This is a genomic window from Actinocorallia libanotica (assembly GCF_039525175.1).
GTDB classification, from domain to species: Bacteria; Actinomycetota; Actinomycetes; order Streptosporangiales; family Streptosporangiaceae; genus Actinocorallia; species Actinocorallia libanotica.
In genome coordinates this window covers 16,716-30,836 of sequence record NZ_BAAAHH010000059.1, presented here as the reverse complement: position 1 = coordinate 30,836, position 14,121 = coordinate 16,716, and the positions used below count along the sequence as shown (strand labels likewise).

11 protein-coding genes are annotated in these 14,121 nt (G+C 72.9%); all 11 read left to right on the top strand.

Annotation, left to right across the window (positions count from 1 at the left end; genetic code table 11):
* Positions 1–54 precede the first annotated feature (54 nt).
* The 11 genes from ABD140_RS37270 (at position 55) to ABD140_RS37220 (ending at position 14,053) form a co-directional block, all read left to right on the top strand.
* Positions 55–1,779, top strand: coding sequence for a peptidoglycan D,D-transpeptidase FtsI family protein (locus tag ABD140_RS37270; RefSeq protein WP_486303357.1), 1,725 nt, complete (start codon positions 55–57; stop codon positions 1,777–1,779).
* A gap of 66 nt (positions 1,780–1,845) precedes the next feature.
* Positions 1,846–3,345, top strand: coding sequence for a UDP-N-acetylmuramoyl-L-alanyl-D-glutamate--2,6-diaminopimelate ligase (locus tag ABD140_RS37265; protein ID WP_344247269.1), 1,500 nt, complete (start codon positions 1,846–1,848; stop codon positions 3,343–3,345).
* On the top strand, positions 3,342–4,763 hold the full coding sequence (locus ABD140_RS37260) for a UDP-N-acetylmuramoyl-tripeptide--D-alanyl-D-alanine ligase (RefSeq protein ID WP_344247267.1): 1,422 nt from the start codon (positions 3,342–3,344) through the stop codon (positions 4,761–4,763). Before ABD140_RS37265 ends, ABD140_RS37260 begins: the two co-directional genes overlap by 4 nt.
* A complete protein-coding gene (gene mraY / locus ABD140_RS37255; RefSeq protein ID WP_344247265.1) occupies positions 4,760–5,833 on the top strand; it encodes a phospho-N-acetylmuramoyl-pentapeptide-transferase in 1,074 nt (357 codons plus the stop codon). The genes ABD140_RS37260 and mraY overlap by 4 nt, the downstream gene beginning before the upstream one ends.
* Positions 5,833–7,254, top strand: coding sequence for a UDP-N-acetylmuramoyl-L-alanine--D-glutamate ligase (gene murD, locus ABD140_RS37250; RefSeq protein WP_344247263.1), 1,422 nt, complete (start codon positions 5,833–5,835; stop codon positions 7,252–7,254). The genes mraY and murD overlap by 1 nt, the downstream gene beginning before the upstream one ends.
* Complete coding sequence (gene ftsW / locus ABD140_RS37245) at positions 7,251–8,516, top strand: putative lipid II flippase FtsW (RefSeq protein WP_344247261.1); 1,266 nt, start codon at positions 7,251–7,253, stop codon at positions 8,514–8,516. Before murD ends, ftsW begins: the two co-directional genes overlap by 4 nt.
* 49 nt (positions 8,517–8,565) lie before the next feature.
* Entirely contained in the window at positions 8,566–9,666 is a 1,101-nt protein-coding gene (murG, locus tag ABD140_RS37240) for an undecaprenyldiphospho-muramoylpentapeptide beta-N-acetylglucosaminyltransferase (RefSeq protein ID WP_344247259.1), read from the top strand.
* Positions 9,663–11,051: a UDP-N-acetylmuramate--L-alanine ligase gene (gene murC, locus ABD140_RS37235; protein ID WP_344247257.1), complete on the top strand. Its 1,389-nt coding sequence runs from the start codon at positions 9,663–9,665 to the stop codon at positions 11,049–11,051. Before murG ends, murC begins: the two co-directional genes overlap by 4 nt.
* A 67-nt stretch (positions 11,052–11,118) precedes the next feature.
* Positions 11,119–11,871 (top strand): cell division protein FtsQ/DivIB, encoded by a 753-nt coding sequence (locus tag ABD140_RS37230; RefSeq protein ID WP_344247255.1) that lies wholly within the window; start codon positions 11,119–11,121, stop codon positions 11,869–11,871.
* Between the two features lie 191 nt (positions 11,872–12,062).
* Positions 12,063–13,349, top strand: coding sequence for a cell division protein FtsZ (gene ftsZ / locus ABD140_RS37225; RefSeq protein ID WP_344247253.1), 1,287 nt, complete (start codon positions 12,063–12,065; stop codon positions 13,347–13,349).
* Positions 13,350–13,351: 2 nt separating this feature from the next.
* Positions 13,352–14,053, top strand: a complete 702-nt coding sequence (locus ABD140_RS37220) for a YggS family pyridoxal phosphate-dependent enzyme (protein WP_344247251.1) — start codon at positions 13,352–13,354, stop codon at positions 14,051–14,053.
* The last annotated feature ends 68 nt before the right edge of the window (positions 14,054–14,121 follow it).

Sequence of the window (14,121 nt, the reverse complement as noted above, 5' to 3'; positions counted from 1 at the left end):
CGCCCCGCGGCCCGGCCGCGCCGCCCGCCGCGCCGCCCCGCGTCGCGCACGTCGATGCGGCTGAAGGACCCGATGCGGCGGCTCAACGCCGGGCTGCTGGTGATCGCCTTCGTGCTGTCCCTGTTCGCCGGGCGCCTGGTGCAGCTGCAGGGCATCGACTCCGAGAAGTACGCCGAGGCCGCCATGGACCAGCGGCTGCAGCCGATCGACCTGCCCGCCGTGCGGGGGAACATCACCGACGCCGACGGCAACCTGCTGGCGCTCACCCAGGCCGCGCGCGGCATCTTCGTCGACCCCACCCGCGTGGAGCCGGAGAAGAAGACCGAGATCGCGGCGCGGCTGTCCTCCGTGCTCGGGCTGGACGTCGGCGCCGTGCTGAAGGCGCTGGACAAGAAGGGCACCGAGTACGTGCCGCTCATCCACCAGGTGCCGCCCGAGCGGGCCGAGCTCGTGCTGTCGCTGGGCTACCGGGGAGTCGGCACCGTGCCGGAGTCGCGCCGCTCCTACCCGGCCGACGCGGTCGCCGCCAACGTCATCGGCTTCGTCAACCAGGACGGCGACGGCGGCGAGGGGCTGGAGTACGCCTACAACAAGCTGCTCAAGGGCGTGTCCGGCTGGCAGCGGGTGGAGATCAGCCCCGACGGCCAGCACATCCCGATGGGCGAGGGCCAGGTCAAGGAGCCGGTGCCCGGCAAGGGCCTGCGGCTGACGCTGGTCCAGGACATCCAGTGGCGGGCCGAGGAGGAGGTCGCCGCCGCGGTGAAGAAGCACAAGGCCGAGTCCGGCACCGTCCTGGTGATGACCCCCGACGGGAAGGTCCTGGCGATGGCCTCCTACCCGTCCTACGACCCCAACGAGTACTCCAAGGCCAACGCGTCCCAGCTGAGCAACCGCGCGGTGGGGGAGGCCTTCGAGCCCGGCAGCACCGGCAAGGTCATCACCGCCGCCGCGCTGCTGGAGGAGGGCCTGGTCACCCCGGAGACGCCCTTCGACGTCCCCGACCACATCTGGAAGTACAAGACCAAGTTCAAGGACTCCCACTCCCACAAGCTGTGGAAGGGCCTCACCTTCGGCGGCATCCTCGCCAAGTCGAGCAACGTCGGCACCATCATGGCGGCGGAGAACCTCACCGACGAGAAGATGTACGCCTACCTGACGGCGTTCGGGTTCGGCTCGCGCACGGGCGTGGGGCTGCCGGGGGAGACCGCCGGCCTGTTCCACCCGCCGGAGGAGTGGAGCGGCACCGACCGCTACCCGATCTCCTACGGGCAGACCATCTCGGTGAACGCCCTGCAGATGGCCAGCGTCTACGCCACCATCGCCAACGGCGGCGTCCGGGTCACCCCGACGCTGGTCGCCGGCACCCTGGACGGGGAGGGGAACTTCACACCCGCCGAGCAGCCGAGCAGCCGCCGGGTCATCAGCGAGGACACCGCGCACCAGCTGATCCGGATGCTGGAGGGCGCCACGACCCAGGAGGGCACCGCCCCGCAGGCGCACATCGCCGAGTACCGGGTGGCGGGCAAGACCGGAACCGCCGACCGCTACGTGGAGTCCAAGAAGCGCTACGACGGGTATACGGCGTCGTTCGTGGGCATGGCTCCGGCCGACGATCCTCAGCTCATCGTCCAGGTCGTGCTGCAGGATCCCAAGAGGGGATACTACGGTGGCGAGGTGGCCGCGCCGGTCTTCAAGGAAGTGATGGAGTTCGCCCTGAAGTCCCGCAAGGTGGCCCCCACGGGGACGGCGGCGCCGTCCCTGAAGATGTTCGCCGACTGACGAGGGCCCAACCGCGGTCCCGGCGCCGGCGTCAGACAGAGCATGTCCGTACGAGAGAGCCAGTAGATGCGTCCTTCGAGCAACCCCGCTCGGCCGCTGTCGGGTCTCGCAGAGCGGCTCGGGGTGCCCGGGCCGTTCGAGGGCGAGATCTCCGGGATCACCCACGATTCCCGGCAGGTCGGGCCGGGTGATCTGTACGCCGCGCTTCCGGGCGCGCGCTTCCACGGGGCGCAGTTCGCCGCGCAGGCCGCGGAGGCCGGGGCGGCCGCCGTCCTCACCGACGAGCAGGGCCGCGAGGCGGCCGAGGAGACGGGGCTGCCCGTCCTGGTCGTCGAGGCGGTGCGCCCGGTGCTGGGCGACGCCGCCGCCTACGTGTACGGCGACCCCGCGGGGCAGCTGCTGCTGGTGGGCGTCACCGGCACCAGCGGCAAGACGACGACCGCCTACATCCTGGAGGCGGGCCTGGCGGGCGCCGGCCTGCCCACCGGCGTGATCGGGACGGTGGAGACGCGCCTGGCGGGGGAGCGCCTGCCGTCCGCGCTGACCACCCCCGAGTCCACCGACCTGCACGCCACCTTCGCCACCGCCCTGGAGCGCGGGGTGGAGGCGATCGCGATGGAGGTCTCCAGCCACGCGCTGGAGCAGGGCAGGGTCGGCGGCGCGGTCTTCGACGTGGCGCTGTTCACCAACCTGTCGCAGGACCACCTCGACTACCACCCGACGATGGACGACTACTTCGCTGCCAAGGCGAAGCTGTTCACGCCCGCGCACAGCCGGGTCGGCGTCATCAACGTCGACGACCCCTACGGGCGACGGCTCACCGGGATCGCCGGTGTGCCGTTCACCACCTTCTCGCCCGGCGGCGACCGCGGCGCCGACTGGCACGCCGAGGAGGTGCGCCTGGGCCCGGAGGGCAGCTCGTTCCGGATCGTGGGCCCCGGCGGCATCGAGGCGGTCGCGCAGGTGCGGCTGGCCGGCCCGTTCAACGTCGCCAACGCGCTCGGCGCGATCGTCGCCCTGGTCGAGGCGGGCATCCCGCTGCAGCGCGCGGTCGAGGGCATCGGCGGGATGCCGGGCGTGCCCGGCCGGATGGAGCGCGTGGACGAGGGCCAGGAGTTCGTCGCCCTGGTGGACTACGCGCACAAGCCGGGCGCCGTCGAGGCGGTGCTCACCACGCTGCGCCCGGTCACCGAGGGCGAGCTGGTCGTCGTGCTGGGCTGCGGCGGCGACCGCGACAAGGGCAAGCGCCCGCTCATGGGCGAGGCCGCGGCGCGGCTGGCCGACCTGGCGGTCTTCACCGACGACAACCCGCGCTCGGAGGACTCCCTGGGGATCCTGGCCGCGATGCTGGAGGGCGTCCTGCGGGTGCCTCCGGCCGAGCGCGCCCACATCGTGGTGGAGCCCGACCGCGCCGCGGCGATCGCGCTGGCCGTCGCCCGCGCCGGACGCGGCGACGTCCTGGTCGTCGCGGGCAAGGGCCACGAGCGCGGCCAGTACACCGCGGGCCGCGTGACACCGTTCGACGACCGCGAGGTCCTCGCCAAGGCCATCCGGGAGTGCCGGTGATCGAGCTTTCCCTGTCCGAGATCGCCGCACTGACCGGGGGGACGCTGCACGGCGCCGACGCCCGGGTGAGCGGCCCCGCCGTCATCGACTCCCGCCTGGCCGGGCCCGGCGCGCTGTTCGTCGCGCTGCCCGGCGAGCGGGTGGACGGCCACGACTTCGCCGCGGCCGCGATGGCCTCCGGCGCGGCGGGCGTGCTGGGGGCGCGGCCGCTGCCGGGCGTCCCCGTGGTCGTGGCCGGGCCCAGCGACGACGTCCACCGGGTGGACGACGTCGTGGGCGCCCTGGGCAGGCTGGCCCGGGGCGTGCTGGAGCGGCTGCCGCGCACCACCGTGATCGGGATCACCGGTTCCTCCGGCAAGACCTCCACCAAGGACCTCATCGCCCACGTCCTGGCCGAGGCCGGCTCGGTCGTCGCGCCCGAGGGCTCGCTCAACAACGAGATCGGCCACCCCCTGACGGTGCTGCGGGCCGATGAGGACACCCGCTTCCTGGTGCTGGAGAAGAGCGCGCGCGGGGTCGGCCACATCGCCTACCTGACGCGGATCGCCCCGCCGGACATCGGCGTGGTGCTCAACGTCGGCACCGCCCACCTGGGCGAGTTCGGCAGCCGCGAGGCGGTCGCGCGGGCCAAGGGCGAGCTGGTCGAGGCGCTGGAGCCCGCCGGGGCGGCGGTGCTCAACGCCGACGACCCGCTGGTGCGCGCCATGGCCGCGCGCACGGCCGGGCGGGTGGTGCTGTTCGGCCGCTCCCCGGACGCCGACGTGCGGGCCGAGGAGGAGGACTTCGACGCCGACGGCCGCGCCCGGTTCACCCTGGTCGCGCCGCAGGGCCGCGCCCGCGTGGAGCTGCGGCTGCACGGTGCGCACGCCGTCGCCAACGCGCTGGCCGCCGCGGCCGCCGCCCTGCAGGCGGGGATGGCGCTGGATGACGTCGCCGCGGCGCTGTCGCGCGCCGTGCCGGTCAGCCGCTGGCGGATGGAGGTGGACCGCCGGGCGGACGGCCTGACGGTCGTCAACGACGCCTACAACGCCAATCCCGAGTCGATGCGCGCCGCGCTCGACGCCCTGTCCGCGATGTCCGGAGGGCGGCGGACCTATGCCGTACTCGGTCACATGGCGGAGTTGGGGCCATCTTCCGTTGCGGAACACGAGAAGATCGGACAACATGCCGCGCGGAGCGGTGTCACCGGTCTGATCGCGGTCGGCCCGGCCGCGGCGCCCTTGCTGAAGGGCGCCGAGCAGGTGGGGACATGGAACGGAGAGTGCGTACAGGTGGACGATGTCGGTACGGCGGTGGCCGTGCTGGGCGACCGGCTCGGGCCGGGGGACGTGGTGCTCGTGAAGGGCTCGCGCGTCGCCGGACTGGAGCGGGTGGCCCGGGCGCTGCTCACGGACGCCCCCGCGGAGGCTGAGGCGTGACCAACGTAATCCTGGCGAGCGGGATCGCACTGATCATCGGCCTGCTCGGCACCCCCCTGTGGATTCGGCTGGTGGTCCGCCTCGGCTACGGGCAGATGATCCGTGAAGACGGCGTCAGCACCCACCAGAGCAAGCGCGGCACCCCCACCATGGGCGGCACCGTGATCGTCATCGGCTCGCTGCTGGGCTACGCCGCGGCCCACCTGATCACCTGGACGACCCCCACGGTCTCCGGCGGGCTGGTGCTGTTCCTGATGGCGGGCCTGGGCGTCGTGGGCTTCGTCGACGACTACATCAAGGTCTTCAAGCAGCGCAGCCTCGGCCTGCGCAGCCGCGCCAAGGCCACCGGCATCGTCATCGTCGGCGTCGTCTTCGCGGTCGGCTGCCTGCAGTTCCCCAACGCGATGCAGGTGACCCCGGCCGACAGCTACTTCTCGTTCCTGCGCGACTTCGGGCCCAACATCGGCCCGTACCTGTTCGTGCTGTGGGCGCTGATCCTCATCCAGGGCGTCTCCAACGGGGTGAACCTCACCGACGGCCTGGACGGCCTGGCCTCGGGCACCGTGGGCCTGATCCTGGCCGCCTATGTGATCATCGGCAACTGGCAGTTCCGGCAGAGCTGCGCCGAGGCGCAGCTCCCGCACTGCTACGAGGTGCGCGACCCGCTGGACCTCGCGGTGGTCGCCGCCGCGGTGCTGGGCGCGTGCTTCGGCTTCCTGTGGTGGAACGCCCCGCCCGCCAAGATCTTCATGGGCGACACCGGCTCGCTGGCCCTGGGCGGCGTGCTGGTCGGCCTGGCCATCACCACCCGCACCCAGATCCTGCTCGCCATCCTCGGCGGCATGATCGTGCTGATCACCATGTCGGTGATCCTGCAGGTGGGCTGGTTCAAGATCAGCGGTAAACTGTTCGACCAGCCCAGACGCCTGTTCAAGATGGCTCCGCTGCAGCACCACTTCGAACTGTCGGGCTGGGCCGAGACCACGATCGTGGTGCGGTTCTGGCTCATCTGCGGGCTGTGCGTCGCCACCGGCGTCGGCCTGTTCTATCTGGAGTGGGTGCCCAAGTAATGAGGTTCGAGGACGTTCACATCACGGTGGCCGGGCTGGGCGTGTCCGGCCGGGCCGCCGCGCGGGTGCTGGCCGGGCGCGGGGCCCTCGTCACCGCGGTGGACGCCCGGACCGAGGGCATCGAGGGCCTGGACGAGCTGCGGGCCGCGGGCGTCGCGGTCCGCCTCGGCGACGGCGAGACCCTCCCCGCCGACGCCGAGCTCGTCGTCACCTCCCCGGGCTGGAAGCCGTCGACGCCGCTGCTGGCGGCCGCGGCCGCCCGGGGCGTGGAGGTCATCGGCGAGGTGGAGCTGGCCTGGCGGCTGCGCCCGGCCGACGGCGCCGCGCCCTGGCTGGCGCTGACCGGCACCAACGGCAAGACCACCGCGGTGCGGATGCTCACCTCCATCCTGCGGGCCGCCGGGCACGACGCGGTGGCCGTCGGCAACGTGGGCGAGCCCATCGTGGAGGCGGTGCTGGCCGAGCACGACGTGCTGGCCGTCGAGCTGTCCAGCTACCAGCTGCACTGGTCCTCCACGCTGGCGCCCCACGCCGCGGCGGTCCTCAACATCGCGCCCGACCACCTGGACTGGCACGGCTCCCTGGACGCCTACGCCGCGGCCAAGGGCAGGATCTACGGGCCGGGCACGATCCGCGTCTGCAACGCCGACGACGAGGCGACCGTGCGGCTGGCCGGCCCGGACGCCCGCGGGTTCACCCTGCGGATGCCCGCCCCCGGCCAGTTCGGCGTGGTCGAGGACCTCCTGGTGGACCGCGCCACCGTCGCCGACCCGGCGCGCTCGGCCGAGGAGCTGGCCGAGCTGAAGGACGTCGTCCCCTTCGCCCCGCACAACGTGGCCAACGCCCTGGCCGCCGCCGCGCTGGCCCGGACCTTCGGCGTCCCGTGCGAGGCGGTCCGCGAGGGGCTGCGGGCCTTCAAACCCGACCCGCACCGGATCGCGTTCGTGGCGTCCGCCGGCGGGGTGGACTACGTGGACGACTCCAAGGCCACCAACCCGCACGCCGCCGCGGCGTCCCTGGCCGCCTACGAGTCCATCGTGTGGATCGCGGGCGGCCTGCTCAAGGGCGCCGACGTCGACGAGCTCGTCGCCGCGGCGGCGCCCCGGCTGCGCGGCGCCGTCCTGCTGGGCGCCGACCGGGAGCGGATCGCCGAGGCGCTGCGGCGACACGCGCCGGACGTCCCCGTGCGCGAGGTCGCCGAGACCGACACTGGTGCGATGGATCTCGTGGTGCGAGAGGCGGCCCGGCTGGCACGGCCGGGCGACACGGTGCTGCTGGCCCCCGCGGCCGCCTCCATGGACATGTTCACCGACTACAAGGCGCGCGGGAACGCGTTCGCCGCCGCGGTGCGGCGGCAGGCGCCCGCCGCCGACCCCGACTCCGCCGGGCCCCCGGCGGGAGGGGAGAAGCCGCGCTCGTGACGGCCGCCCCGACCGGAGAAGCCGAGCCCGGACGCACCAGGGCGGGACTGAAGGCCCAGGCGGCGAGCGTGCTCAGCCTGCTGGACCGCCCGCTCACCTCCTACTACCTGGTCATCGGCTGCACCCTGCTGCTGCTGGCCCTGGGCCTGACCATGGTGCTGTCGGCCTCCTCGGTCGTGCAGCTCAAGAACACCGGCTCGGCGTTCACGCTGCTGCAGAAGCAGGCGACCTGGGTGGCCGTGGGCCTGCCGCTGATGGCGATCACCGCGATGCTGCCGGTGCGCACCTTCCGGGTGCTGGCCTATCCGATCATGCTGCTGGCCATCCTCGGCCTCGCCCTGGTGCTCGTGCCGGGCCTGGGCCAGAGCGCGGGCGGGGCGACCCGCTGGCTGAGCTTCGGCGGCGGCCTGCAGCTCCAGCCCTCCGAACCGGCCAAGCTCGGCCTGGTGCTGTGGGGCGCGGACCTGCTGGCCCGCAAGGAGAAGCTGCGGATGCTGACGGACTGGAAGCAGCTGCTCATCCCGCTGCTGCCCGGCACCGGCCTCATCGTGCTGCTGGTCATGCTCGGCGACGACCTGGGCACCACCCTGGTGGTCTTCGTGATCTTCCTGGCGCTGCTGTGGGTGATCGGCGCCCCGCTGCGGCTGTTCATCGGGGTCCTGGGGCTGGTGATGCTGCTCGCGTCCATCCTCATCGTGGTCGAGCCCTACCGGATGAAGCGCCTCACCGGCTTCATCAACCCCACCGGCGACCCGCTGGGCGCCAACTACCAGAGCAACCAGGGCATCTACATGCTGGGCTCGGGCGGCTGGTTCGGCCAGGGGCTGGGCGAGGGCAGGGCCAAGTGGGAGTACCTGCCGCACGGCGACACCGACTTCATCTTCGCCGTCCTGGGGGAGGAGCTCGGCCTGGTCGGCACCCTCATCGTGCTCGGCCTGTTCGGGCTGCTGGCCTACGCGGGGCTGCGGATCGCCCGGCGGGTGCGCGACCCCTTCATGCGGCTGGCCGCCACCGGCATCACCATCTGGGTGGTGGTCCAGGCGGTCGTGAACATCGGCGCGGTCATCCGCGTCCTGCCGATCACCGGGATCCCGCTGCCGCTGGTCTCCTACGGGGGATCGGCGCTGATCCCGACGCTGATCGCGCTGGGCGTCCTGCTGGCCTTCGCCAAGCGGGAGCCGGGCGCCCGCCAGGCACTCGCCGCTCGTGGCCCCGGACCGTTCGCGCGCGTCCTAAGCTGGCTGGGTCTGGGACCCAGATGAACCCCCCCGTACCGGGATCCGAGAACCTCCGCAGAAAGGTCGTCGTGTCATGAGGGTTGTCCTCGCCGGCGGTGGAACAGCCGGGCACATCGAGCCGGCGCTCGCCCTCGCCGACGCGTTGCGGCGCATGGACCCGTCCGTGCAGATCACCTGCCTGGGCACCGAGCGCGGGCTGGAGACCACCCTGGTCCCCCAGCGCGGCTACGAGCTCGCGCTCATCCCCCCGGTCCCGCTGCCGCGCACGCTCACCCCCCGGCTGCTGGCCGTGCCGGGCCGGCTGAACGGCGCGATCAACACCGCGGCGGGCGTCCTGGACCGCGTCGGCGCCGACGTCCTGGTGGGCTTCGGCGGGTACGTGGCGACGCCGGGCTACCTGGCCGCGCGCCGCCGGCACGTGCCGATCATCGTGCACGAGGCCAACCCCAAGCCCGGCCTGGCCAACAAGCTCGGCGCGCGCTTCACCGAGCACGTCGCGGTCTCCCACCACGACTCGCCTCTGCCGCACGCGCGGTTCGTCGGGATCCCGATCCGCCGGCAGATCGCCCAGCTCGACCGGCTGGCCATCGGCGACAAGGCGCGCAGCTACTTCGGACTCGACGCCGACCTGCCGACCCTGCTGGTCTTCGGCGGCTCCCAGGGCGCCCGCTCCCTCAACCGGGCGGCGGTGGCCGCGGCCCCGGCGTTCCGCTCCGCGGGGGTTCAGGTGCTGCACATCGTGGGCAAGAAGAACACCGAGGAGGCGCCTCCGGGGCGTCCGGGCGAGCCGCAGTACGTCACGATCCCGTACTGCGACCGGATGGACCTCGCCTACGCCGCCGCGGACCTGGCCATGTGCCGGGCGGGCGCGATGACGTGCGCCGAGCTGTCGGCGGTCGGCCTGCCCGCGGCGTACGTGCCGCTGCCGATCGGCAACGGCGAGCAGGCGCTGAACGCCCGGCCGATCGTGGACGGGGGCGGCGGCCTCATGGTCGACGACGGGGCGCTGACCCCGGAGTGGATCGTGCACAACGTGATACCGATCCTGCGCGACGCCGACGCCGTCGCCCGCATGTCCGAGGCCGCCGCGCGGATGGGCCACCGGGAGGCGGACGTCAAGCTCGCGCAGCTGGTCTTCGAAGTCGTCAGAGCCAGAAGAGGGGGAGGGCAGTGAGCCTGGTCGATCCCGTCGACGTCGTTCCCGCCGACCGGCTGGGCCGGGTGCACTTCATCGCGATCGGCGGCGCCGGCATGTCCGGCATCGCGCGGATCATGCTGGGCCGCGGGATGGCGGTCTCCGGCAGCGACGCCCGGGACTCGGAGCTGCTGGAGCAGCTCGCGGAGATGGGCGCGAAGGTCTTCGTCGGGCACGACGCCGCCCACCTGGGCGACGCCGACACCGTCGTGGTCTCCACCGCCATCCGCGAGGACAACCCCGAGCTGGCCGCCGCGCGCGGGCGGGGGCTGCGGATCCTGCACCGGGCCGCCGCGCTGGCCTCCCTCATGGCGGGCCGGCGGGCCGTGGCCGTCGCGGGCACCCACGGCAAGACCACGACCACCTCGATGCTCACGGTGGCGCTGCAGCACGCGGGCCTCGACCCGTCCTACTGCATCGGCGGCCAGCTGGTCACCACGGGGCTGGGCGCCGCGGAGGGCACCGGCGACGTGTTCGCCGCCGAGGCCGACGAGAGCGACGGCTCGTTCCTCATGTACTCCCCGCAGGTCGCGGTCATCACCAACGTCGAGGCCGACCACCTGGACAACTACGGGGGGTTCGAGGAGGTCAAGGCGAACTTCGCGCGGTTCATCGAGCGCATCGAGCCGGGCGGGGTGCTGGTCGCCGGGATCGACGACCCGGTGGTGCGGGAGCTGGCGGCCGCCGCGCCGCGGGTGCTGGGCTACGGCGAGGCCGAGGACGCCGACGTGCGGGTCACCGGGTTCACCCCGCGCGGGCTCGGCTCGACGTTCGAGCTGTCGGGCGCGGGCGCCGTGGAGCTGGCCGTCCCCGGACGCCACAACGCGCTCAACGCCGCGGCCGTCGTCGCGGTCGCGCGGGCGCTGGGCGTGGACGAGGCGGGGGTGGTCAAGGGGCTCGCCGCCTTCGGCGGCGCCCGCCGGAGGCTGGAGCTCAAGGGCGAGGCCGGCGGCGTCCAGGTCTTCGACAGCTACGCCCACCACCCGACCGAGCTGACCGCCGACCTGTCGGCCACCGGCGACTACGTCCGGGAGAGCGGCCGGTCCCGGATCATCGTCGTCTTCCAGCCCCACCTGTACAGCCGCACCCGGTTCTTCGCCGCGGAGTTCGGCGCCGCGCTGGGCGCCGCCGACGTCGCGGTGGTCCTGGACGTCTACGGCGCCCGCGAGGACCCCGAGCCCGGGGTGACGGGCGAGTTGATCGCCGACGCGGTGCCCGAGGGGCCGCAGGTGCACTACCTGCCGGACTTCGCCACCGCCGCCGAGCGGGTCGCCGGGCTCGCCGAGCCCGGCGACGTCGTGATCACCGCGGGCGCGGGCGACGTCACCACGCTCGGCCCGCGCATCCTGTCCCTGCTCTCCTGACCCGCGTCCCGGTCCGGCCGGGCGTGTCGGAGCCCGGCCGGGGCGGGGGAGAGGACATCATCGGCACATGGCCACCACGCAGTCGCCGCCCTCGGGGGCAGAGGCCGCGTCCGGGGAGGCGCCCGGCCGCGGACGCCCCCGGCGCGCCCGCTGGAAGGTGATGTTCGTCGTCCTGCTGATCGCCTCGCTGCTGGGCGCCGCGGTCTGGGTGGTGCTCGGCTCCAAGCTGCTGGTGGTGCGCGAGGTGGCGGTGCGCGGGATCTCGCTGCTGGAGCGCGACAAGGTGCTGGCGGCGGCGCAGGTGCCGCTGGGCGCGCCGATGGCGCGGCTGGACGCGGAGGCGATCGAGCGCAGGATCCGCAAGTCCCGCGAGGTGGAGTCCGTCTCGGTGACCCGGGACTGGCCCACCACCCTGGTCATCGCCGTCCGGGAGCGCACCCCGATCGCGACGGTGGAGCAGAACGGGCTGTTCCACCACGTGGATCGTTTCGGTGTGACAGTTCTCACCACGCCCGCACGGCCCGCCCACCTGCCGCTTCTCGTGGTGGCGGCGCCCGGCGCGGGCGATCCCTCCACCCGGGAGGGACTGGCGGTGCTGCGGGAGCTGCCGCACCGCTGGAAGTCGCGCCTGGTGACGATCGAGGCACTGAGCGCCGAATCCGTGGTCCTGCGGCTGGAAGGCGGGCTGGACGTGGTGTGGGGCGCGGCCGGGCGCGCCGAGGAGAAGCACCGGTTGCTGAAGGCGCTGCTGGCCACCAAGACCGGCCGTGCCGCGCGGACCATCGATGTCAGCGCGCCGGAAGTCGTCACTACCAGATGATCGTCAATCACCGCGAAACAGGGTGAGTCAGCGCCACTGCGACACGCCGATTCCCTTGGGCCGACGTTAGTTGACCCTGATGAGGGGCAGCCCTACTGTCCTACGAAGTCCTCAGGTTGACATAACTGTAAGGCTCAACTTGAGGGTCAAGGTTTATCGGAAAACAGAAGCTAGCGGAAAGGCCCCTCCTCGTGGCAGCACCGCAGAACTACCTAGCGGTCATCAAAGTCGTCGGTATCGGCGGCGGCGGTGTCAATGCCGTCAACCGGATGATCGAAGAGGGGCTCAAGGGCGTCGAGTTCATCGCGATCAACACGGACGCCCAGGCGCTCCTGATGAGTGACGCCGACGTCAAGCTCGACGTCGGCCGCGAGCTCACCCGGGGGCTGGGCGCCGGCGCCAACCCCGACGTCGGCCGCAAGGCCGCCGAGGACCACCGCGAGGAGATCGAGGAGGTGCTCAAGGGCGCCGACATGGTCTTCGTCACCGCGGGTGAGGGCGGCGGCACCGGCACCGGCGGCGCGCCGGTCGTGGCGAACATCGCCCGCACCCTGGGCGCCCTGACCATCGGCGTGGTCACCCGGCCCTTCAGCTTCGAGGGCAAGCGCCGGGCGATGCAGGCCGAGGCCGGCATCGAGACCCTGCGCGACGAGGTCGACACCCTCATCGTCATCCCCAACGACCGGCTGCTGTCGATCTCCGACCGGCAGGTCAGCGTGCTGGACGCCTTCAAGGCCGCCGACCAGGTGCTCCTCTCCGGTGTGCAGGGCATCACCGACCTCATCACCACGCCGGGCCTGATCAACCTGGACTTCGCCGACGTCAAGTCGGTCATGTCCGGCGCGGGCTCGGCGCTCATGGGCATCGGCTCGGCGCGCGGCGACGACCGCTCCGTCGCGGCCGCCGAGATGGCGATCTCCAGCCCGCTGCTGGAGGCGAGCATCGACGGCGCCCACGGGGTGCTGCTGTCCATCTCCGGCGGCTCCGACCTCGGCCTGTTCGAGATCAACGAGGCGGCGCAGCTGGTGTCCAACGCCGCGGCCATGGACGCCAACATCATCTTCGGCGCGGTCATCGACGACGCGCTCGGCGACGAGGTGCGGGTGACCGTCATCGCGGCGGGCTTCGACGAGCTCCAGCCGGTGGTGCCCGAACCGGCGGAGAAACGGGTGCCGCCACCGCCGCCCCGGCCCACGGTGACCGAGGCGGCCGCCAAGCCGCCGGTGGCGCCGCCGCCGCCCGAGCCCAGGGAACCCGAGCCGCCGCGCGAGCCCGCGCCCGCCGAGGAGTTCGCGGCCGAGCCGGATGAGCCGCCCGCCGCCCCGGAGGAGCCGGTGCACCCTAAGGTGCCGCGGCCGGCGCCGGAACCGCCCGCGGTGACCCGTTTTGACCGGTTTACCGGAGGGGAGCCCACCCGGCGGCGTCCCGTCGTGTTCGACGACGACGATCCCCTCGACGTCCCGGACTTCCTGAAGTAGCGGTGAGGCGCGAAGAGGAGCTCGCGGCCAACCTGCGCGACGTGCGCGAGCGCATCGCGCTCGCCTGCCGGGAGGCCGGCCGCGAGCCGGGCGAGGTCACCCTGATCGCCGTCACCAAGACGTTCCCCGCCTCCGACGTCCGGCTGCTGTCGGGGCTCGGCGTCGTCGACGTGGGAGAGAACCGCGACCAGGAGGCCGCCCCCAAGGCGGCCTCCTGCGCCGATCTCCCCCTCGTCTGGCACTTCGTCGGCGCGCTGCAGACCAACAAGGTCAGGTCGGTCCTGGAGTACGCGCACGTCGTGCACTCGGTGGACCGGCCGCGCCTGGTCGAGGCGCTCTCCCGGGAGGCGGTGCGGCGGGAGCGGGATGTGACCTGTTTGGTCCAGGTTTCGCTGGATCCGCCTGGTTCAGCAGGGCGGAGCGGGGTAGAACCTGAAGATCTCTTGGCACTGGCCGACCGGGTGGCCGCCGCCCCCGGACTGCGTCTCGGTGGCATCATGGCGGTCGCGCCGCTGGGCGCCCCTGCGGCTCCGGCGTTCGAACGGCTGGCCGGATACGCCGAGAAAGTGAGATCCGTCCACGCGGATGCCGGAATCGTCTCGGCGGGCATGAGCGGTGACCTGAAGGAGGCGATCGCCTGTGGTGCGACACACGTGCGCATCGGTACGGCGTTGCTCGGAGGTAGGCGGGCAATCGTCGGGTAATGTCCGCGAGTAAGTAGCGGACGCCGCCCGCGGACCGGTTAAACGGGACATCCTGGACGGGATATCGG

Bases quoted from the DNA above. Each gene is read 5' to 3' on its own strand.
- ABD140_RS37230 (WP_344247255.1), top strand. From the start codon at position 11,119: ATGGCCACCACGCAGTCGCCGCCCTCGGGGGCAGAGGCCGCGTCCGGG.
- murD (WP_344247263.1), top strand. From the start codon at position 5,833: ATGAGGTTCGAGGACGTTCACATCACGGTGGCCGGGCTGGGCGTGTCC.
- ABD140_RS37265 (WP_344247269.1), top strand. From the start codon at position 1,846: ATGCGTCCTTCGAGCAACCCCGCTCGGCCGCTGTCGGGTCTCGCAGAG.
- murG (WP_344247259.1), top strand. From the start codon at position 8,566: ATGAGGGTTGTCCTCGCCGGCGGTGGAACAGCCGGGCACATCGAGCCG.
- ABD140_RS37270 (WP_486303357.1), top strand. From the start codon at position 55: ATGCGGCTGAAGGACCCGATGCGGCGGCTCAACGCCGGGCTGCTGGTG.